Here is a 17,405-nt window from a genome sequence, read left to right as displayed (position 1 = left end):
TGGGCAACTTTCGTGGATTTGAAATGATTGATCAATGCGTCGCTTGAAATTATGGATTGAAGAGAGGTTGGATCCAGGTAAGCCAATAACAACAAGAAGGTGGTTTAAATGAAGAAATTCAATCTGGGTTTGTCGGCCGCCACGGTGCTGGCGGTTTCGATATTGCCCATGACTGCAAATGCCTTGGAATTCACCGGCTACTTTAGGACTGGGGTAGGGGAGGCAAAGAACGGGCCTGGCCAATCGTGTTTTCAGCTGCCCGGGGCACCCTCTAAATACCGCCTTGGTAACGAGTGTGAGCAATACGGGGAACTGGATCTGCGTCAAGATGTTTTGAAGCTGGACGACGGATCGGTTGTCAGCCTCGAGGGCATGCTTTCCCTTTACAATGAATATGGGCATACGCCCAGGTTCACCGGCGAACATGGCGAGACGCGGCTGCCACAGATGTATGCCGAGTGGAGCAACATGCCGGCGCTCAATGGCGGTTCATTGTGGGCAGGTCGACGCTATTACAATCGTAATGATATTCATATTTCTGACTTTTTCTATTGGAACCAGAGTGCTACCGGATTTGGCTTGGATGAGGTCTTGATCGGTGGCCTCAAATACAGCTACGTGTTTTCGCGCAAGGATGGTTACACCCAGAAAGACTATATCAATCGACACGACTTTACGGTGGGAGGCTTTACCCCTAACCCAGGCGGTGAGTTGAAAGTGGGTGTCAGCTATATCGATAAACCTGATGCCAATGAGGCCCACAGCGGCTGGGCGGTGACTGCTCAGCACAAGCAAAAGGACTTCCTCGGTGGCGTTAACACTTTCGCACTTCAGTATGGAGAGGGCTCTGGCACGGGCCTTGGCTATACAGGTGACCCCACGCTCAGCAGTGGCAACAAGAGTTGGCGTGTGGTGGAGTTCGTAACATGGGATATGACGGCGAAGCTGAGTGGCCAGGTTCAGGCGGTGTATCAGAAAGATTCACGCACCGACGGTGCCGATCAGAACTGGATCTCGGTGGGGGCTCGCCCGGTATATGCATTCACTCATCAGTTCAAGCTCGCCGCGGAGATCGGTCGCGACCAGATTGAGGCTCCGGGAGGCACCCGCAAGCTTGATAAGTTTACAATTGCACCGATCTGGTCACCCTCTGGCCCCGGTTTCCGAGACCGCCCTGAATTCCGCCTTTACTACACCTATGCCCGCTGGAACGAAGCGGCACAAAGGGCGGCGAGTGAGCTGGCTGCAGGATCTGCATTGTCTGACACGGGGGCCTTCGGTAATGTGTTGCATGGCTCGAACATTGGCGTCCAACTGGAATATGGCTGGTAAGCAGCCGCCCTCTCATTAGCGGCAATGCTTTAATTCCTGAGGGCTTCTGATTGGTGTGGAGCGACCTGCTGCTGAGAGACAGGTCGCCTCCACATAATATGCACTGAAGTATTTTGAGGCGAGAATTCTTAAGTTTCATATCTGTTCAACCAGAAACTTCACTGTTTCATTTACTTGGAGTCAGCTGAGAAACGGGAAGCGTTGAAGGCCCATACGCAGGCAGCGCTTCCAAGAGATTGCAAGTAACTTGTAAAAAACATCGCAATATATAATTCAAGAAGAATATCCCTGGATCTATACAGCGTTATTGGCTTGGCGTAATGGCGGGTGTCGTTCTCGGACACCGATTTAGGGCGAGAATGCTCCCCGCAGTGAGCGTCTAATGACCAAGCAACGTCGTTCCTTTTCCACTGAGAAGCGCGAAGCTGCCAGCCTGGTGCTCGATCAGGGCTACAGCCATATCGAAGCAGCCCGTTCGCTTGGATTGGTTGAGTCGGCACTGCCTCGGTGGATCAACCCGCTTTAGGAAGAGCGAAACGGTGTCACTCCTACGAGCTGACATCCGAGCAGCAAAAGATCTAGGAGCTGGAAGCCCGATTCCGATCTGGTAATCAAGGCTTTGGACATGGCCTACGAGCAGCTTGGCCGGCCTCAGAACGTGCTGTTTCACTCAGACCAAGACAACCGAAGCTTCCGTCAGCGACTGTGGCGCTATCGTTTCAAGCAGAGCATGAGCCGCCGCGGAAACTGCCGTGACTAAAACGGTTGTTTCGCAGCCTAAAGATCGAGTGGATACCCGATTGTGGGTTACATGAACGCTGCGCTGGCACAGCAGAATATCGGTCGATTTCGGAGAAGAAGCGCAACGCAGTATCCGAGTTTAGTAGACCACCACAGGGCAGCTAGATACTGGGGTTTTGGCATGTCGCAGCCAGGTAATGATGCATGAAGCAAGCCGCACTCCGGGCTTGCTTCATCAAAGATTTTCTCAGGATTTAGGGAAGCGAATCTGCTCGAATTGAGCAATGGTCGTGTCAAAGGCACGCTTGGCTGCGACTTCCAACGGCAGTTTGCGTAGTTCAGCGGAAATCACTTCGACCCCCCATGGGCCTTGGTAGCCTGCGTCGACGACATTCTGAATGAAGCCTGTGACATCGAGATCGCCCTCTCCGCAGAGCTTGCGATAGTGAGTCGAGTCGTTGAACAGGGTGCCATTGACTTCCTTGGCCGCGTCATTGAGTTCGATAGACTTGATCAGGTCTGTCGGGATTTTTTGAATTTCGTCGTTGCTCATACCGCCACGTGCGACGTGCCAGGTGTCAATCAGAATGCCGCCATTCGGACGCACATCTTTAGTTAATGCCAGAGCACGGTCGATAGTATTGATGCTTGAGAAGGGCAAAAACTCGACGACAACATTCACTCCGAACGGCTTCGCCTTATCGCAGAGGACAGCGAAGTGCTCCCTCATCGCCTCGATGTCTGGTGCGTCTTCATCAAATAGACCACCAGCGACTTTGATGTTTCGCGCATTGAGTTCGCCGGCAGCTTCCAGCAGCTCCATGCAGATCCTGTCCGATGCCGTGCGACGCTCACCGCTCAAATGCCAGTCGATCAGGAATTCGACCTCAAGGTGTTTGATGCCATTGTCTTTGAAGATATTGCGGACGGTCGAAATGCCGTGCCTTTCTACAGTGTGAAGGATATCGGCATGAACGAGCCCCATGCCTCGCCAGCCCGCCTTGGATGCGGCCTCGGCACGCGCCTGCAATGAGTGAGGGCTGAACTCGGTTGCTGCACCAGGGTAGGTATCGCCGGCGATGGTCCAGTAGGCGGCCAGAAGCTCGATATTATTGATCGACATAGGGTGTGCTCTTATTTAACTACGGTTAAGTGTTTCAAACGTGCTGCTGGTCAAGGCAGCGCCGCTCAGCCAGTTGCCGCCAAATAATGGGCATGTCCATAACGGCTGGGAGTGAGGAGGGCCACGTCACTAACCCTCGCATTCTCCTCAACTGATTGCTTCGGACTTGTGCCATTCCCGACGGGGGCGGCTTAGGCGCTGCTCCATCAACTGCTCGATCTCCTCCAATGACAAGCCCTTCGTTTCTGGCAGGCACAGTGAGCAGAAAATGATGGAGCCTATGTTGATCACTGCGAACAGGAAGAACGTCATGCCACCGAAATACGTGAGGGCGACCGGAAAGACGAAGGCAACGATTGCATTGAAGATCCAGAACATCCCAACTGAAATGCCATTCATCAAACCGCGAGCGTGGGTTGGAAAAAGCTCCGACATCAGCAACCAGTAGACCGGACCGATGCACATCTGCATGAAGAACAGGAAAAGCAGGATTCCGGAGAGTGCCAGATAGCTCTGGGCAAGTGAATTCGGCATGAAGTTCATCACAATGCCCAGGAAAATCTGAGCGATGACAACGACGCTCAAGCCGAGCAGAAGCATCGGGCGCCGCCCCATCCGACCGATCAACCACATTCCGATCAGCGTCGCGATAACAGAGATCACACCATTGCCGATAGTCGCTACCAGGGCTCCATTAGTGTCCATGCCCGTGGATTTGAGGATGCTCGGGGTGTAGTACATGAACGCGTTCACGCCGGTGGCCTGAATCATGAACCCCAGACCGATCCCGATCAGCAGAAGTTTGACCAACCACGGCTCGCTCAGCTTGCTCATCATGCTTTGATGAGTACGGTCATGGTCACACTGTTCGGTAATCTCTTTTAGCTCGTGGTCTGCTTCTTCCCTGGTATCGCGAATGTCATGCAGGATCGCTTTAGCCTCGGCGACTCGTCCTTTGCTAACGAGCCAACGTGGTGACGTAGGGACGAAGTAGGTGCCTATAAACAGCAGGGCTGCCGGAACCATCGAGATCGACAGCATGTAGCGCCAAACAGAGGGACTCTCCAAGATGTGTGCGAATAGAGCACTGGAGATGTAAGCCAGACATTGTCCTGAAACGATCATGAGTTCGCTCTGACAAACCAGACGTCCCCGGTGTTTGGGCCCCGCGAGCTCGGCAATGAAGACGGGTACGGTAGCTGAGGCGCCACCTACTGCGATACCCAAGGCAAAGCGCGTGGCAACCATTACCCACATGTCTGGTGATAGAGCGCTACCGATTGCGCCCATGGCGAATAGCAAAGCCAGCATCTTGAGTACTTCAAGACGGCCGAATCGATCCGACATATGGCCTGCGAACAATGCTCCGAATGCGCCGCCGAAAATAAGAGAGGAGGCCACCAGTCCTTCGGTCAAGGGCGTCAGCCCCAGTCCTCCTTGCGATGCTTCGAGTGTCATGAAGGGGAGGGCACCCGAGATCACACCGGTGTCGTAACCGAATGCAAGCGACCCCATGGTAGCGATGGCTGCGATGCGCCAAAGAAGGCCAGTTTTGGAGGGGGCACCAGAGGTGGCGTAATCACTAGTACGCATGACTATCTACCTTTTATTGGATTTATTTGTATGTGTGATGGATCAAGGCTACAGATGATGAAAGCGAAAAAAAATCCGCAATAAGTAAATGTGTTTTCCTCTGCGTGAAAAACTGACAGGGCTTTGGTGCAGTAAATGAAAATCAGAATTTCGATTCTGTAGCTGACAAATGGGGCCGTGAAACCTACCGTCTGGCACCTCTTACGACGGAAAATGGTACGACCCAATGCCGAATGCAGCGAGTAGCTTGAGGCGAGACCTCACTTTCACAATGCCTTTTTCCAACGTTCTGCATCTAGGCTATGCAGACAAGATCAAGGCCACACGGCTCGCTGGTTACAGTGAGCTCACGCTGCAGCCTCAAGAGATCAAGCGTCTAGTTCAACAGGGCTTTTCGATCCAGGATATGCTTGCAATCGCAGCAGATAGCGGGGTTGCTATCAATCGACTTGATCCCTTGTGTACATGGAATCCCGCGTGGCAACCTAAAAACATGGATGAGGCATTTGTCGCCGATCACGCCATGAGTGCGGAGGCGTTCTTCGAAATCTGCAGCGCGCTTGGCTGTCGGTTCATGAGTCTGAACGCTACCTTTGCACACGACGCCTATTCAGTTCAGCAACAGGTCGATTACTACGCCGGTATCTGCCAGCGAGCAGCCGAACATGGATTGGTCTGCGACCTCGAACCTATTCCGATGTGGGGCGTTCGTACTCTGCAAAACGGTTGGGATATCGTGCGCCTGGCTAACCAGGCCAATGGCGGCCTGGTGTTTGACACGCTGCATTTCACTCGCAGCAATTCGACGCTGGAGACCTTGGCAAACATCCCGGGGGAGAGGATTCATTGCGTACAGATCTGTGACGGTGTCCTCGCGCTTCCTCAGGGCTTCACGCTTGAGGAAGACTGCTTTCAGCGTAGGTGGCCTGGGCAAGGCGACTTTGCCTTAAAACCGATCGTTGCTCTGCTGGACGAAATTGGAGGGCTTAATCAAGTCGGCCCTGAAGTTTTCTCAATTGCCAATGCTTCGATGTCTGCAGAGGACATCGCCGCCGCCTGCAGGACGTCACTCGAACACTTCGTCGAGCTTCACGAAACCCCCCAGATCCTGAGTCAGTGATGGTTTCAGCGTGTCCAGTAGCGCTCGTACTCGTTGCGCTTGAAATGCTCTAGGAGAAAATCGATGAACAGTCTTGTCTTCGCAGGCATGTAGCGTCGATCCTGGAAGGCCAGGTTGATGGTAAGTCGTGGTAGATCCCAGTCATCCAGGACGGGCAATAGCCTTCCTGAGATCAGGTCGTCGTGAATGATGTACTTGGGTTGCACCAGAATCCCTGCACCCGCTAACGCAGCAGCCCTCACTATTTGCCCATCGTTGGCTTCCAGAGAGGGCTGTACCTTCACTACCGCTTTCTCATCCCCGCGAGTGAACTCCATTGTGTTTGGATGGTTTGCGAGGCTATAGATGAGCATGTCGTGATCGGCGAGCGCCTCGACCGTGCGAGGAACACCACGCCGTTTGAGATAGCTCGGAGAGGCCGCCAGCACTCTACGGGTAATAGCCAGTTTCCTGACTGCAATGTTCGAGTCTGCTTCGAACTCTCTCGTGCGCACGGCCAAGTCAATCTCACTGTCCATGATGTCGTAATAACGATTGGCACCCAGGATCTTTACCTTGATTCTCGGATACAGCTTTTGAAATTCAGGAACCACAGGGGCTAGGTGCAGCATGGAAAATGAAACGGTTGCCGTAATGGTTAACGTGCCTGTGGGCTCAACCAAAGATGCATTTACGGAGGCTTCGGCTTCGCTCCACTCTGCAAGGAGGGTCTTGCAGCGTGCATAAAAGTCATGGCCGGCGTTAGTCAGGGCAAGTCTTCTGGTATTGCGCTCGATCAGGCGCACCTTCAGCCGGGCTTCAAGTGCGGCAAGGTGACGGCTCGCGGCTGCGTTGGAAATCTCCAGCTTCTCAGCAGCTTTGCTCAGTGTCCCTAGTTCGGCAGTGTGAACAAACAGTTCGAGTTCAGTGAAGCGATCCATTCCTACTCCTGCTAGCTATCGGTGGACTTTTTCATGAGAGAAATAAAGATTTTCATTTTTAGTATTTTATTCCGTCCATCGGCACTTTAGCGTACACGACAGAACTCTGAACAGTCCGGTGCATCGGTGTTTGAGCCGTAATTTCAGCCGACAGCTATCTGCTTGCCACAGCCACAATAACAACTCGATCCAAAGGCCCCTCCATGAGAAACCTAGATGAACAGACCATTACACAGGCAGTCCTGACCCGAAACTCAGGCACTGATGATCGGCGGTTGCATGAGATTCTGACTTCGCTGGTGCAGCACCTTCACGCTTTCGCGCGCGAGACGAAGCTGACGGAGGCTGAGTGGGAGAAAGGCATCGAGTTCCTGACTGCGGTTGGCCAGATCTGCTCGCCCACGAGACAAGAGTTTATTCTGCTATCTGACACCTTGGGCCTGTCGACGCTGGTGATCGCGCAGAATCACAAGAAGCCTGAAGGCTGCACCGAAGCCACCGTGTTCGGTCCTTTCCATGTACAGAATGCACCTCGCTATGACCTCGGTGAGGACATTACTGGTGGCCTTGCCGGGACGCCTTGGTTCGTTAACGGGCGGATTCGCAACATCGATGGTGAGCCGATTCCGCACGCGGAAATCGAAGTCTGGCAGGCCGATGATGCCGGTTTCTATGACGTTCAAAAAGAGGGGCTCGAGGCCTATCACGGGCGCGCAATTCTTCAGGGTGATAGCGAAGGGCGTTATTACTTCAAGACGATCGTTCCCGAGTGCTATCCCATTCCACATGACGGTCCGGTGGGCAAAATGCTGCATGCGCTCAACCGCCATCCCTGGCGCCCGGCGCACCTCCATTTCATGATTTCTGCGACTGGTTACGAGCGATTGGTAACCCATGTATTCCGCGAGGGTGGGGAGTACCTCGATTCAGATGCAGTCTTTGGCGTGCGTTCTTCATTGATTGCTGATTGGGTGCGCCATGATCCCGGGATTGCTCCGGATGGTAGCCAGCAGGAAAAGCCTTTCTACACGCTTGAGTTCGATTTCGTTCTTAATCGCTCCGCATTCTGACCCTATTACCTGGCAGTTATTGACGGTGCCGCGTGCACCTACACCCTGGAGCATCTATGCAACCCGTAAAACACATCGTCATGTGGAATCTGAGTGGCGATACAGAACAAGAACGCACAACAAATATTCAAAAATTGAAAAATGCTTTCGAGGAAATTCGCAGCGAGATTCCAGGCCTTCGCTTGCTCGAAATCGGTGTGGATTTCAGTAAGGTCGACTATGCATGTGATGTTGTTTTGTATTCGGAATTCGACTCAGTGGAAGCGCTGGAAGGTTACGCATCGCATCCGGCACATCTACGTGTCAGGGAAGAGCTGGGAACAGTACGGATCGCACGGCACCAAGTGGACTATCTGTACTGAAGCGCCTACTCCATCTGGCCAGTTGCTGCTGATGGGAGTGGCTTGCTTTCAGGAGTGAAAGAGTCGCCTCCAACTCATCTAACCCGTATGTGGCTGCAGTCCTGGCAGTCAATTTGGAAATGATTATGAGCAAAGACCGACCGAGTTCTTATACGGCCGTCGCAAAGTGGCTGCATTGGATAATGGCGATTTTATGGATCGTGGGCTGGCTGCTTGGGATGGTCGCTGTTTACCTGCGGGATCAAGTAAATAGCGATCATGGGATCACCATTCTGCACAAAGCTGTGGCCAGTAGTTTGTTGTTCTTCATTGTTATCCGCATCCTTTGGCGCCTGTTAAATCCGCCGCCAAAATTTCCGGATAGCATGAGCCCAGCCCTACAGCGAGCAGCTCACGTCGGGCACGTTCTTCTTTACACGGTGGCGCTGGTTGCATTACCCGTTTCTGGATGGTACTGGAGCTCAGTTGCGGATAAGCCTGTTCTGGTGCTGGGGCTGTTTTTGTTGCCTCCCTTGGTGGAGGCGAACCAGGATTTGTACAGCCTGGCCAAATGGATTCACACACTGTCCGCCTGGGGCTGTGGCGTTCTCGTCGGCGGGCATGTACTTATCGCTTTGAAGCATCATTTTGTAGATAAAGACGATGTCTTGAAGGGGATGCTTCTGGGCGGGCGTTCACGAGGGCGTCGGGAAGAGGTCGGTTGACTATTGGAGCTGACGGGTAGCAATGCTCGAACACTCTCGGCGCTTCGCTCGCCATCGGCTTGGGCACATAAGCGATGATACCGGCGTTGTGACAGGCCAGGTTTCTTCTGCGGTCAGCTACTGCTGCGAAGTTCTCGAAAATCAAAGGGATGAGGGCGCGTTTTTACACACGCACACTGACCTTTCAGAGATCCTGACTGCGCATTGCCGTAGTCCGCTTACGCGAGTCGCTGTTCACCGGTGAACTGCAAGGTGATCTTGCAGCGCCGGCAGAAGTAGCGGCGGCCCTTGGCGACCAGTGCGTGGCGTTGGGCGGAGAAGGGGAATTCGCCTTGCGGGCACTGACAGCGGTAGATGAAACGGCTGACCTGGCGTCGTTTCACGTCATAGCTGTGGCAACGATGCGGCGGCAGCTCGTAGACCCCACGCATGATCAGTTGCCATTCCTCACCATGTGGCTGGATGCGCGGGCCGAACAGTTGGTGGGCGATCAGATGAGCCACTTCGTGAGCGACCGTCTGCAGCAGGAAGTCTTCCTGGTTCTCGCGGTACAGCTGCGGGTTGAAGCGCAGTTTGTTTTCCGTGAGATGAGCCACCCCGGCCTTCTGGCCGCGCAGCTTGAAACTCACCTCGGGGCGTTTGAAGGATTGTTTGAAGAAGCTTTCCGCCTGCTGATAGCAGGCTTCGACGCGGGCGTGGATCTGGTCTGGCATGGCGGCATCGGAGGCAGGTGACTGTTGCCGATTATGCCGCAGATCAACTCTTCACGCAGTGATTGCGGGCTGAACGGTGTCTGCCTTCAGCGGTAATAACGCTGTAGCGTTTCCATGGCGTGGTTGATGCTCTGCAGCTGTTGCGTGCTACCGCCGCGATCGGGATGGTGGCGGCTGACCAGTTGTCGGTAGCGCTGCCTGATGATCGACAGGTCGAGCTCGCCGGTATGTGTGTCCAGCTCAAGTACGGCGAGGGCGGATTGTTTTTCCTCGCCGCCCTGCAAGCGTATCCAGAAGGCTTCAAGCAGTTTCCGTACATCCTCCGCACCCGTATCGCGCAGGTGATCGAGGTCGAGGTAATACTCGCGCAGCGGATCGTTCTCGCTCAAGGCGCTTTCACCCGCCTGGTAAGGCAAGAGGCGAATGCACAGTGGGCTGATCTGCAGCAGTGCCATCTGTTCGGCATGCAGCTGATCACGCAGCCTGTAGAGCGTGTGAAACAGCAGGAAGTGGGTGCGAAACAGTTCCAGCGTATCGCTGGGCAGGCGCTCTGCAGTGCCTTGCCTGCGGCTCAGTCGCAGCAGCAGCTGGTATTCCGAGAGGCCTTCGGGAGCTGCATGCAGTAATTCGAGCAGCTGCGCGGCGGGGGTGGTTTCTTCGTTCATCGGCTCACCTTAATCGAAGGTCGGCTGCCTTGCATGACGAAGCGCATGGACCACTCGGCGACGGTTAGCAGGCCGTTGAAAAACGTTGACGAGGCAGCCAGCGCAAGGCAGAAACAGGCGAAAAAGCGGAGTTTACGCATTGTAAATGAGCATGACTCGCTGCGCTCGCCCTTCGGGCCGCACTGAAGTGCGTTAGCCGCAAGCGGCTTGCTAAGCCTGTTTTTAACGCCGCGATGGCAACGCAGGTAGTTTTTCAACAGCCTGTTAGCCGTTTTGTGGCTGGGGTACGCATTATTTTCTGGGTAAAATGCGCGGCTTCAGTACTTCTAGCGGATTTTTGCGCGCCATGGGCACCCTCTCGGTCAATCAGAACAAGCTGCAGAAACGCCTGCGTCGGCAGGCCGGCGAAGCCATTGCCGACTTCAATATGATCGAGGAGGGCGACAAGGTCATGGTCTGCCTGTCCGGTGGCAAGGACAGCTACACCATGCTCGATATCCTGCTGTATCTGCAGAAGGTCGCGCCCATTCACTTCGAGATCGTCGCGGTGAACATGGATCAGAAGCAACCGGGCTTTCCCGAGCACGTGCTGCCGGCCTACCTGAAATCCATCGGCGTGGCGTACCACATCGTCGAGAAGGACACCTATTCGGTGGTCAAGGAGAAGATCCCGGAAGGCAAGACCACCTGCTCGCTGTGTTCGCGCCTGCGTCGCGGCACCCTGTACACCTTTGCCGACGAAATCGGTGCGACCAAGATGGCCCTCGGTCACCACCGTGACGATATCCTCGAGACCTTCTTCCTCAATATGTTCTACGGCGGCACCCTCAAGGCCATGCCGCCGAAGCTGCGCGCCGATGACGGGCGCAACGTGGTGATTCGCCCGTTGGCCTATTGCAACGAGGCCGATATCGAGGCCTACAGCAAGCTCAAGGAATTCCCCATCATTCCGTGCAACCTCTGTGGCTCCCAGGAAAACCTGCAGCGCCAGGTGGTCAAGGACATGCTCCAGGAGTGGGAGCGCAAGTCACCGGGGCGTACCGAAATCATGTTCCGTGCCTTGCAGAACGTGGTGCCGTCACAACTGGCTGACCGCAACCTGTTCGACTTCACCAACCTGAAGATCGATGACCAGGCCACGCCGCGCTTTCTGAATGTGATGAACCTGTAATTTCGAGGGCTGGCCGCAACGATGCACGATTACCGATGGCTGCACGAGTACTGCGTAAACCGCTTCGGTTCGGTCGAGGCGCTCGAAGCGCGCCTGCCGCAGCCGGCCTCTGACAAGAAGCTGCGGGCCCTGAGCGATGATCGCTATCTGTCGATCATGAGCCTGCGCATCTTTCGTGCCGGCCTCAAGCACAGCCTGGTGGACGCCAAGTGGCCGGCCTTCGAGGAAGTGTTCTTCGGCTTCGACCCGGAAAAGGTCGTGTTGATGGGCGGCGAGCGCCTCGAGCGGCTGATGCAGGACACACGCCTGATCCGTCACCTGGGCAAGCTCAAGAGCGTGCCGCGCAACGCGCAGTTCATTCTCGATGTGGAGCGTGGCGCACTGACCGGCCCGGCTGCTGCCGTGAAGACAACCAGCCCTGAGCCCGGTTTCGCCTTTGGCGCGCTGATCGCCGATTGGCCGGTGACCGATATCGTCGGACTCTGGCACTGGCTGGCGAAGCAGGGCAGCCAGCTTGGCGGCCTCTCGGCACCACGCTTTCTGCGCATGGTCGGCAAGGACACCTTCATTCCCAGCGACGACATGGTCGCTGCGCTCAAAGCACAGAAAATCATCGACAAGGCGCCGAACAGCCAGCGTGATCGTGCGGCGGTACAGGCTGCTTTCAATCAGTGGCACGAGCAGAGCGGTCGACCGCTGTGTCAGCTGTCGGTGATGTTGGCGCACACGGTCAATCACTGATGCACCCGCATCTGTCGCGCATCGCCTCGGCCATCGCCGCTGCGCAGCGGATCCTGATCATCACTGGCGCCGGTTTGTCGGCCGACTCCGGGCTGCCTACTTACCGCGGTCTAGGCGGGTTGTACAACGGCCATACCGAAGAGGGCTTGCCGATCGAGGTGGCGCTGTCGGGCGACATGCTGCGCCGCGACCCGGCGCTGTGCTGGAAATACCTGGCCCAGCTCGGCGCCGCCTGCCTGGCGGCTCGGCCGAACGCCGGGCATGTGACGATTGCCGACTTGCAGGCCTTGAAGCCCGAATGCTGGGTGCTCACCCAGAATATCGACGGCTATCACCGTTTGGCAGGCAGTCCGGCGGATCGCCTGATCGAAATCCATGGTGAGTTGGCGCCACTTCACTGCCAGCGGTGTGGCGGCGTGGATGAGCGGCTCGCCGAGCATCTGCAGCGACCGCTACCGCCTTTGTGCGCGCATTGCGGTGGAGTGCTGCGCCCGCCCGTGACGCTGTTTGGCGAGATGCTGCCGGAGGCGGCCGTCGAGCGTCTTTGTGCGCAGTTGGAGAAGGGCTTCGATCTGGTGATCAGCGTCGGCACCAGTGCCAGCTTTCCTTATATAGTCGAGCCGCTGCTGCGCGCATGCCAGTCTGGCGGAGTGACGGTGGAGGTCAATTTGTCGCAGAGCGAGGTCAGCGATCTGGTTGACTTCAGGATGGAAGAAAGGGCCTTAGATGTTTTCCCGGAACTACTGAGTCACATAAAGCATCATAGAATTTGCAAATGGCCCTGTTAGTAGGCATAGTCGCGGCTGTTAATTTTTCACGCCACGGTCGTGCCCATGCGCAAACGCTTCGCACCCCTCGTGCCTCTCGCACTTACGATGGTTCTCGCCGCCTGCGCTAACCATGCTCCACAACCCCAGATCGACGCCCCTGTCCAGGCTTCTCTGCCTGCCAGACCGGTGGTCGCAGCGCCTGTTCTGGACAGGAACGATGCTGTCGAAGACGACGCAGTCGCCGACTTTGCCGATCACGCGCCCTATGAGCTTCCGGTTCTGGCGGATAGTGTCCTCGAGAAAGGGCTTTCCCTGGTCGGTACCCGCTACCGCTTCGGTGGTAGCTCGGTGAAAACCGGTTTCGATTGCAGTGGCTTCATCGGTTATCTGTTCCGTGAGGAACTGGGCATGGAACTGCCGCGTTCGACTCGCGAAATGATCAAGATCGACGCACCGCTGGTCGAGCGCAAAGAGCTGGAGCCCGGTGATCTGGTGTTCTTCAGCACCAATGGGCGCGGTCGTGTCAGCCATGCCGGCATCTATCTGGGGGATGATCAGTTCATCCATTCTTCCAGCAGCCGCAGTGGTGGTGTGCGGGTCGATAGCCTGGATGATCGCTACTGGAAGCGCACCTTCATCGAAGCCAAGCGTGTCCTGGCTCTCGCGCCGACCGAGCATCTGGCCTCCCAGCATTGAGGTACTGCTGTCCGGTCTTGTAGAGATCGGGCAACATCTTGATGGTTTTCAACGAACTGCAGCGTAAAGCTAAAGCTTGCACTGCAGTTGTGAACGCGGCAGAGTAGGACGCATCCAGGCTCCAGGATCGTCCGTCCATGACTGCTACCGTCCGCATCGCCTTCCTGCTTCTCGTCGCACTGCTCAGTGCCTGCTCCAGTCGAGCGCCGGTACCCGTTCCGCAACCAGTCGTTGTAGCGCCCGTTCCTGGCGGTTATCAGGGCGGTGCCGACGATGTGCTGTTTCGTGCCCTGGGTCTTGTCGGCACGCCTTATCGCTACGGCGGCAATACGCCGGCCAGTGGCTTCGATTGCAGCGGCTTGATCGGTTATGTCTACCGCGATGCAGCCGGCATCCAGTTGCCTCGTTCGACGCGCGAGCTGATCAGCATGCGAGCGCCGACCATCGGGCGTGAAGCCCTGCGCAGCGGTGATCTGGTGTTCTTCGCCACCAATGGCGGCCGTCAGGTCAGCCACGCCGGCATCTATGTCGGTGAAGGTCGCTTCGTGCATGCGCCGTCCTCGGGCGGCACCGTGCGCCTCGACAGCCTCGGCAACAGCTACTGGCAGCGCACCTACATCGAAGCCAAGCGCGTCTTTCCGGTCGAGCTGGCCAGCCATCCCTGAGTCTTCGATTGACGCTGGCGCAGCCAATCCTTACCCTTCGTCGCTTGCTTCAGGTGTCCCCGCTTTCGACCGGGGGTGAAACTGGGAAGTCGGTGCGCCACTGCTCTATTAAGCAGGCAATGCCGACGCTGCCCCCGCAACGGTAAACGAGTCAAACCGCGTTTTTTGCCACTGTATCGCTGATACGGGAAGGCGGCGCTGGTGGCTGCGTCTGGATCAGACGCGGCGCTCGCAAGCCCGGAGACCGGCCTGTCGCTTTCCTGAGTTGCGCGGTGGGCGCGGCCGATGCGCGATCGATCCGGTCAGCGCCCGCCTTCCCTCTGTGTGAGCCTTTTATTGTTCGGCATGAGCCTGGTTCCTGCCCGACCGTTTCACCTGCGTGCGCCTGGCAGCCCGGCGCTGAGGAGATCCCATGAGCCCATCCCCAAGCCGCGAATCGACAGAGCGCGATGCGCGACACAACGCCCGCATGGCGCGCAAGAAAGCCCTGATGGACGAGAAGATCGCTCAAGCTCAGGACGAGTACGGGCTGTTGCTGGTACACAGCGGCAATGGCAAGGGCAAGAGCAGTTCTGCCTTCGGCATGGTCGCCCGCGCGCTGGGTCATGGGCTGAAAGTTGGCGTGGTGCAATTCATCAAGGGCGGCATGGCCACCGGCGAAGAGCATTTCTTCCGCCGTTTTCCCGATGAGGTCAGCTATCACGTGATGGGCGAGGGCTACACCTGGGACACCCAGGATCGCCAGCGCGACATCGAGAAAGCCCATCGGGCCTGGGAGGTCGCTCGGCAACTGCTGAGCGACCCGCAGATCGCCCTGGTGGTGCTGGACGAGCTGAACATCGCCCTCAAGCATGGTTATCTGGATGTGGATGTGGTGCTGCGTGATATCGAATCGCGCCCCGAGCTGCAGCATGTGGTGGTCACCGGCCGTGGCGCGCCACCAGCGATGATCGAGGCGGCGGATACCGTTACCGAGATGACGCTCGTGAAGCATGCCTTCAAGTCCGGCGTCAAAGCGCAGAAAGGCGTCGAATTCTGATGAGTATGGTTTCCAGTCCCGATGCTGGCGAACGCGCGCCGCGTCACTGCCCGGCACTGTTGATCGCGGCCCCGGCGTCGGGGCAGGGCAAAACGACCGTTACGGCTGCCTTGGCACGCCTGCACTCCCGCCAGGGCAAGCGCGTGCGGGTATTCAAATGCGGGCCGGACTTTCTCGACCCGATGATCCTGTCCCGCGCCAGTGGCAACCCGGTGTATCAGCTGGATCTGTGGATGGTCGGTGAGGCCGAGAGCCGCCGCCTGTTGTGGGAGGCCGCTGGCGAGGCTGACCTGATTCTCATCGAGGGGGTGATGGGCCTGTTCGACGGCTCGCCGTCCGCCGCCGACCTGGCTCGCCGCTTCGGTGTGCCGGTGTTGGGCGTGATCGATGGCTCGGCCATGGCCCAGACCTTCGGTGCGCTTGCCGTCGGCCTGGCCAGCTATCAGCCTGATCTGCCGTTCTCCGGCGTGCTCGGTAATCGCGTCAACCCCGGGCGGCACAATGACCTGATCCGTGACAGCCTGCCGGAATCCATTCGCTGGTACGGCTCACTGCCGCGCAGCGCCGCCATCGAATTGCCGAGCCGGCACCTGGGGCTGGTGCAGGCAGGTGAACTTGCCGACCTCGATGTACGTCTGGATACCGCTGCCGACGCTCTCGCGCAGACGGCGACCGTAACTCTGCCGCCGCCCGTGACTTTCGCGGCTCCGCCGATGTCGCCCGTACAGCCACTGCTGGATGGTGTGCGTATCGGCGTGGCCCGTGACTCATCCTTTGCTTTCACCTATCAGGCCAATCTCGATCTGCTGGAGCAGATGGGCGCGACCCTGGTGTTCTTCAGTCCGCTGGCCGATGAGCAGCTACCCGAGGTGGATAGCCTTTATCTGCCCGGCGGTTACCCCGAACTGCATCTGCAGGCGTTGGCGGCTAATCGCTCGATGATCGAGGCCATCTCGGCTCATCAGCATGCCGGCAAACCGATCCTCGCCGAGTGCGGTGGCATGCTCTACCTGCTCGATGCGCTGAGCGATGTGGCCGGTGAGCGAGCCGAACTGGCCGGGCTGGTGCCCGGCCACGCACAGATGCAGAAGCGCCTGGTCGCCCTGGCGCTGCAGGCGGTGACGCTGCCCGAAGGGTTGCTGCGTGGGCACAGCTATCACCATTCACGCCTCGAGTCCGATCTGCAGCCGCTGGCCCTCGGCGAGTGCCCCAACGACAAGCCGGTGAGCGAGGCGGTGTTCCGTCTCGGTCGACTTACCGCGTCCTATATTCACTTTTACTTGCCGTCCAATCCGGCCACTGCAGCGGCATTGTTGCGGCCATGAACGATCACGCCTTCAGCGCTGACGAGCGCGCCGCGGTCTATCGGGCCATCGCCGAGCGCCGCGATATGCGTCATTTCAGTGGCGGCGAGGTGGCGCCCGAGCTGCTGGCGAAGTTGCTCGAAGCGGCCCACCAGGCGCCCAGTGTGGGCCTGATGCAACCGTGGCGCTTCATCCGCATCACCCGGCCGGTGCTGCGTGAAGACATCTATCAGTTGGTCGAGGCCGAACGCCGGTTGACCGCCGAGGCTTTGGGCGAGCGTTCCGATGCGTTCATGCGGCTCAAGGTCGAGGGCGTTCGCGAGTGCGCCGAAGTGCTGGTTGCAGCGCTGATGGACGGGCGCGAGGCCCATGTATTCGGGCGACGCACCCTGCCGGAAATGGACATGGCGTCACTGTCCTGCGCCATTCAGAATCTCTGGCTGGCTGCTCGAGCCGAAGGGCTGGGCATGGGCTGGGTATCGCTGTTCGATCCTGCGGCGCTGGCCGAGTTGCTGGGCATGCCGCCTGGCAGCAAGCCCGTGGCGGTGTTGTGTCTCGGCCCGGTTGAAGCGTTCTATCCAGCGCCGATGCTGGCCCAGGAAGGTTGGGCCGAGGTGCAGCCATTGAGTGAATTGCTGTTTCAGGATCGCTGGGGAACCCATGAATAGCAGCGTGC

The 17,405-nt window shown here is 57.4% G+C and carries 19 protein-coding genes, 1 pseudogene and 1 riboswitch; of the genes and pseudogenes, 15 read left to right on the top strand and 5 right to left on the bottom strand.

The window, feature by feature from the left end:
* Nucleotides 1-108 precede the first annotated feature (108 nt).
* The 3 genes and pseudogenes from DNK10_RS14800 to DNK10_RS26175 form a co-directional block, all read left to right on the top strand.
* Entirely contained in the window at nt 109-1,332 is a 1,224-nt protein-coding gene (locus tag DNK10_RS14800) for a maltoporin (protein ID WP_131179107.1), read from the top strand.
* Between the two features lie 382 nt (nt 1,333-1,714).
* Nucleotides 1,715-1,858, top strand: a complete 144-nt coding sequence (locus tag DNK10_RS26180) for a transposase (RefSeq protein WP_242674651.1) — start codon at nt 1,715-1,717, stop codon at nt 1,856-1,858.
* A 63-nt stretch (nt 1,859-1,921) separates the two neighbouring features.
* Nucleotides 1,922-2,238 (top strand): annotated as a pseudogene (locus DNK10_RS26175) (hypothetical protein); the annotation flags it as partial.
* A gap of 82 nt (nt 2,239-2,320) precedes the next feature.
* On the opposite strand, the gene DNK10_RS14790 reads toward DNK10_RS26175, so the two are convergent.
* Nucleotides 2,321-3,196 carry a sugar phosphate isomerase/epimerase family protein gene (locus DNK10_RS14790; RefSeq protein ID WP_131179106.1) on the bottom strand — a complete coding sequence of 292 codons (876 nt, stop codon included), beginning with the start codon at nt 3,194-3,196 and terminating at the stop codon, nt 2,321-2,323.
* Between the two features lie 147 nt (nt 3,197-3,343).
* Nucleotides 3,344-4,789 carry a sugar porter family MFS transporter gene (locus tag DNK10_RS14785; RefSeq protein ID WP_131179105.1) on the bottom strand — a complete coding sequence of 482 codons (1,446 nt, stop codon included), beginning with the start codon at nt 4,787-4,789 and terminating at the stop codon, nt 3,344-3,346.
* Between the two features lie 271 nt (nt 4,790-5,060).
* On the opposite strand from DNK10_RS14785, the gene DNK10_RS14780 reads away from it, so the two are divergent.
* Nucleotides 5,061-5,909 carry a sugar phosphate isomerase/epimerase family protein gene (locus tag DNK10_RS14780; RefSeq protein WP_207389957.1) on the top strand — a complete coding sequence of 283 codons (849 nt, stop codon included), beginning with the start codon at nt 5,061-5,063 and terminating at the stop codon, nt 5,907-5,909.
* A 5-nt stretch (nt 5,910-5,914) separates the two neighbouring features.
* Here DNK10_RS14780 and DNK10_RS14775 read toward each other — a convergent pair whose 3' ends face one another.
* The gene (locus tag DNK10_RS14775; RefSeq protein ID WP_131179103.1) at nt 5,915-6,829 is read right to left on the bottom strand and encodes a LysR family transcriptional regulator; all 915 of its coding nucleotides are present in this window, start codon (nt 6,827-6,829) and stop codon (nt 5,915-5,917) included.
* 203 nt (nt 6,830-7,032) lie between these two features.
* On the opposite strand from DNK10_RS14775, the gene DNK10_RS14770 reads away from it, so the two are divergent.
* From DNK10_RS14770 to DNK10_RS14760, 3 genes are all read left to right on the top strand, one after another.
* Complete coding sequence (locus DNK10_RS14770; RefSeq protein WP_131179102.1) at nt 7,033-7,899, top strand: intradiol ring-cleavage dioxygenase; 867 nt, start codon at nt 7,033-7,035, stop codon at nt 7,897-7,899.
* Between the two features lie 56 nt (nt 7,900-7,955).
* Nucleotides 7,956-8,261, top strand: a complete 306-nt coding sequence (locus DNK10_RS14765) for a Dabb family protein (RefSeq protein WP_131179101.1) — start codon at nt 7,956-7,958, stop codon at nt 8,259-8,261.
* A 125-nt stretch (nt 8,262-8,386) separates the two neighbouring features.
* Nucleotides 8,387-8,965 carry a cytochrome b gene (locus DNK10_RS14760; RefSeq protein ID WP_131179100.1) on the top strand — a complete coding sequence of 193 codons (579 nt, stop codon included), beginning with the start codon at nt 8,387-8,389 and terminating at the stop codon, nt 8,963-8,965.
* 218 nt (nt 8,966-9,183) lie between these two features.
* Here the strand turns inward: DNK10_RS14760 and DNK10_RS14755 are convergent, their stop codons facing one another.
* Entirely contained in the window at nt 9,184-9,720 is a 537-nt protein-coding gene (locus tag DNK10_RS14755; protein ID WP_278248832.1) for a SprT family zinc-dependent metalloprotease, read from the bottom strand.
* A gap of 44 nt (nt 9,721-9,764) precedes the next feature.
* The gene (locus DNK10_RS14750) at nt 9,765-10,343 is read right to left on the bottom strand and encodes a DNA-J related domain-containing protein (RefSeq protein WP_131192087.1); all 579 of its coding nucleotides are present in this window, start codon (nt 10,341-10,343) and stop codon (nt 9,765-9,767) included.
* Between the two features lie 346 nt (nt 10,344-10,689).
* Between DNK10_RS14750 and ttcA the strand changes: the two genes are divergently transcribed.
* From ttcA to bluB, 8 genes are all read left to right on the top strand, one after another.
* A complete protein-coding gene (gene ttcA / locus DNK10_RS14745) occupies nt 10,690-11,514 on the top strand; it encodes a tRNA 2-thiocytidine(32) synthetase TtcA (protein ID WP_131179097.1) in 825 nt (274 codons plus the stop codon).
* A 21-nt stretch (nt 11,515-11,535) separates the two neighbouring features.
* Entirely contained in the window at nt 11,536-12,255 is a 720-nt protein-coding gene (locus DNK10_RS14740) for a DNA-3-methyladenine glycosylase I (protein ID WP_131179096.1), read from the top strand.
* Nucleotides 12,255-13,043, top strand: a complete 789-nt coding sequence (locus DNK10_RS14735) for an NAD-dependent protein deacylase (RefSeq protein WP_131179095.1) — start codon at nt 12,255-12,257, stop codon at nt 13,041-13,043. The genes DNK10_RS14740 and DNK10_RS14735 overlap by 1 nt, the downstream gene beginning before the upstream one ends.
* 45 nt (nt 13,044-13,088) lie before the next feature.
* On the top strand, nt 13,089-13,721 hold the full coding sequence (locus DNK10_RS14730; RefSeq protein ID WP_131179094.1) for a C40 family peptidase: 633 nt from the start codon (nt 13,089-13,091) through the stop codon (nt 13,719-13,721).
* 137 nt (nt 13,722-13,858) lie between these two features.
* Nucleotides 13,859-14,386 (top strand): C40 family peptidase, encoded by a 528-nt coding sequence (locus tag DNK10_RS14725; RefSeq protein WP_131192086.1) that lies wholly within the window; start codon nt 13,859-13,861, stop codon nt 14,384-14,386.
* 34 nt (nt 14,387-14,420) lie between these two features.
* A riboswitch (cobalamin riboswitch) is annotated at nt 14,421-14,653 on the top strand.
* A gap of 145 nt (nt 14,654-14,798) precedes the next feature.
* Nucleotides 14,799-15,425, top strand: coding sequence for a cob(I)yrinic acid a,c-diamide adenosyltransferase (cobO, locus tag DNK10_RS14720; RefSeq protein ID WP_131192085.1), 627 nt, complete (start codon nt 14,799-14,801; stop codon nt 15,423-15,425).
* A 5-nt stretch (nt 15,426-15,430) separates the two neighbouring features.
* Nucleotides 15,431-16,750, top strand: coding sequence for a cobyrinic acid a,c-diamide synthase CobB (locus DNK10_RS14715; protein WP_131192138.1), 1,320 nt, complete (start codon nt 15,431-15,433; stop codon nt 16,748-16,750).
* Nucleotides 16,747-17,397, top strand: a complete 651-nt coding sequence (gene bluB / locus DNK10_RS14710) for a 5,6-dimethylbenzimidazole synthase (protein ID WP_131192084.1) — start codon at nt 16,747-16,749, stop codon at nt 17,395-17,397. The genes DNK10_RS14715 and bluB overlap by 4 nt, the downstream gene beginning before the upstream one ends.
* The last annotated feature ends 8 nt before the right edge of the window (nt 17,398-17,405 follow it).

The sequence above is a fragment of the Phytopseudomonas daroniae genome (genome assembly GCF_004327275.1).
GTDB lineage: Bacteria > Pseudomonadota > Gammaproteobacteria > Pseudomonadales > Pseudomonadaceae > Aquipseudomonas > Aquipseudomonas daroniae.
Note: the sequence above shows the minus strand (reverse complement) of the source record. Positions and strands in the feature narration are given on the sequence as shown.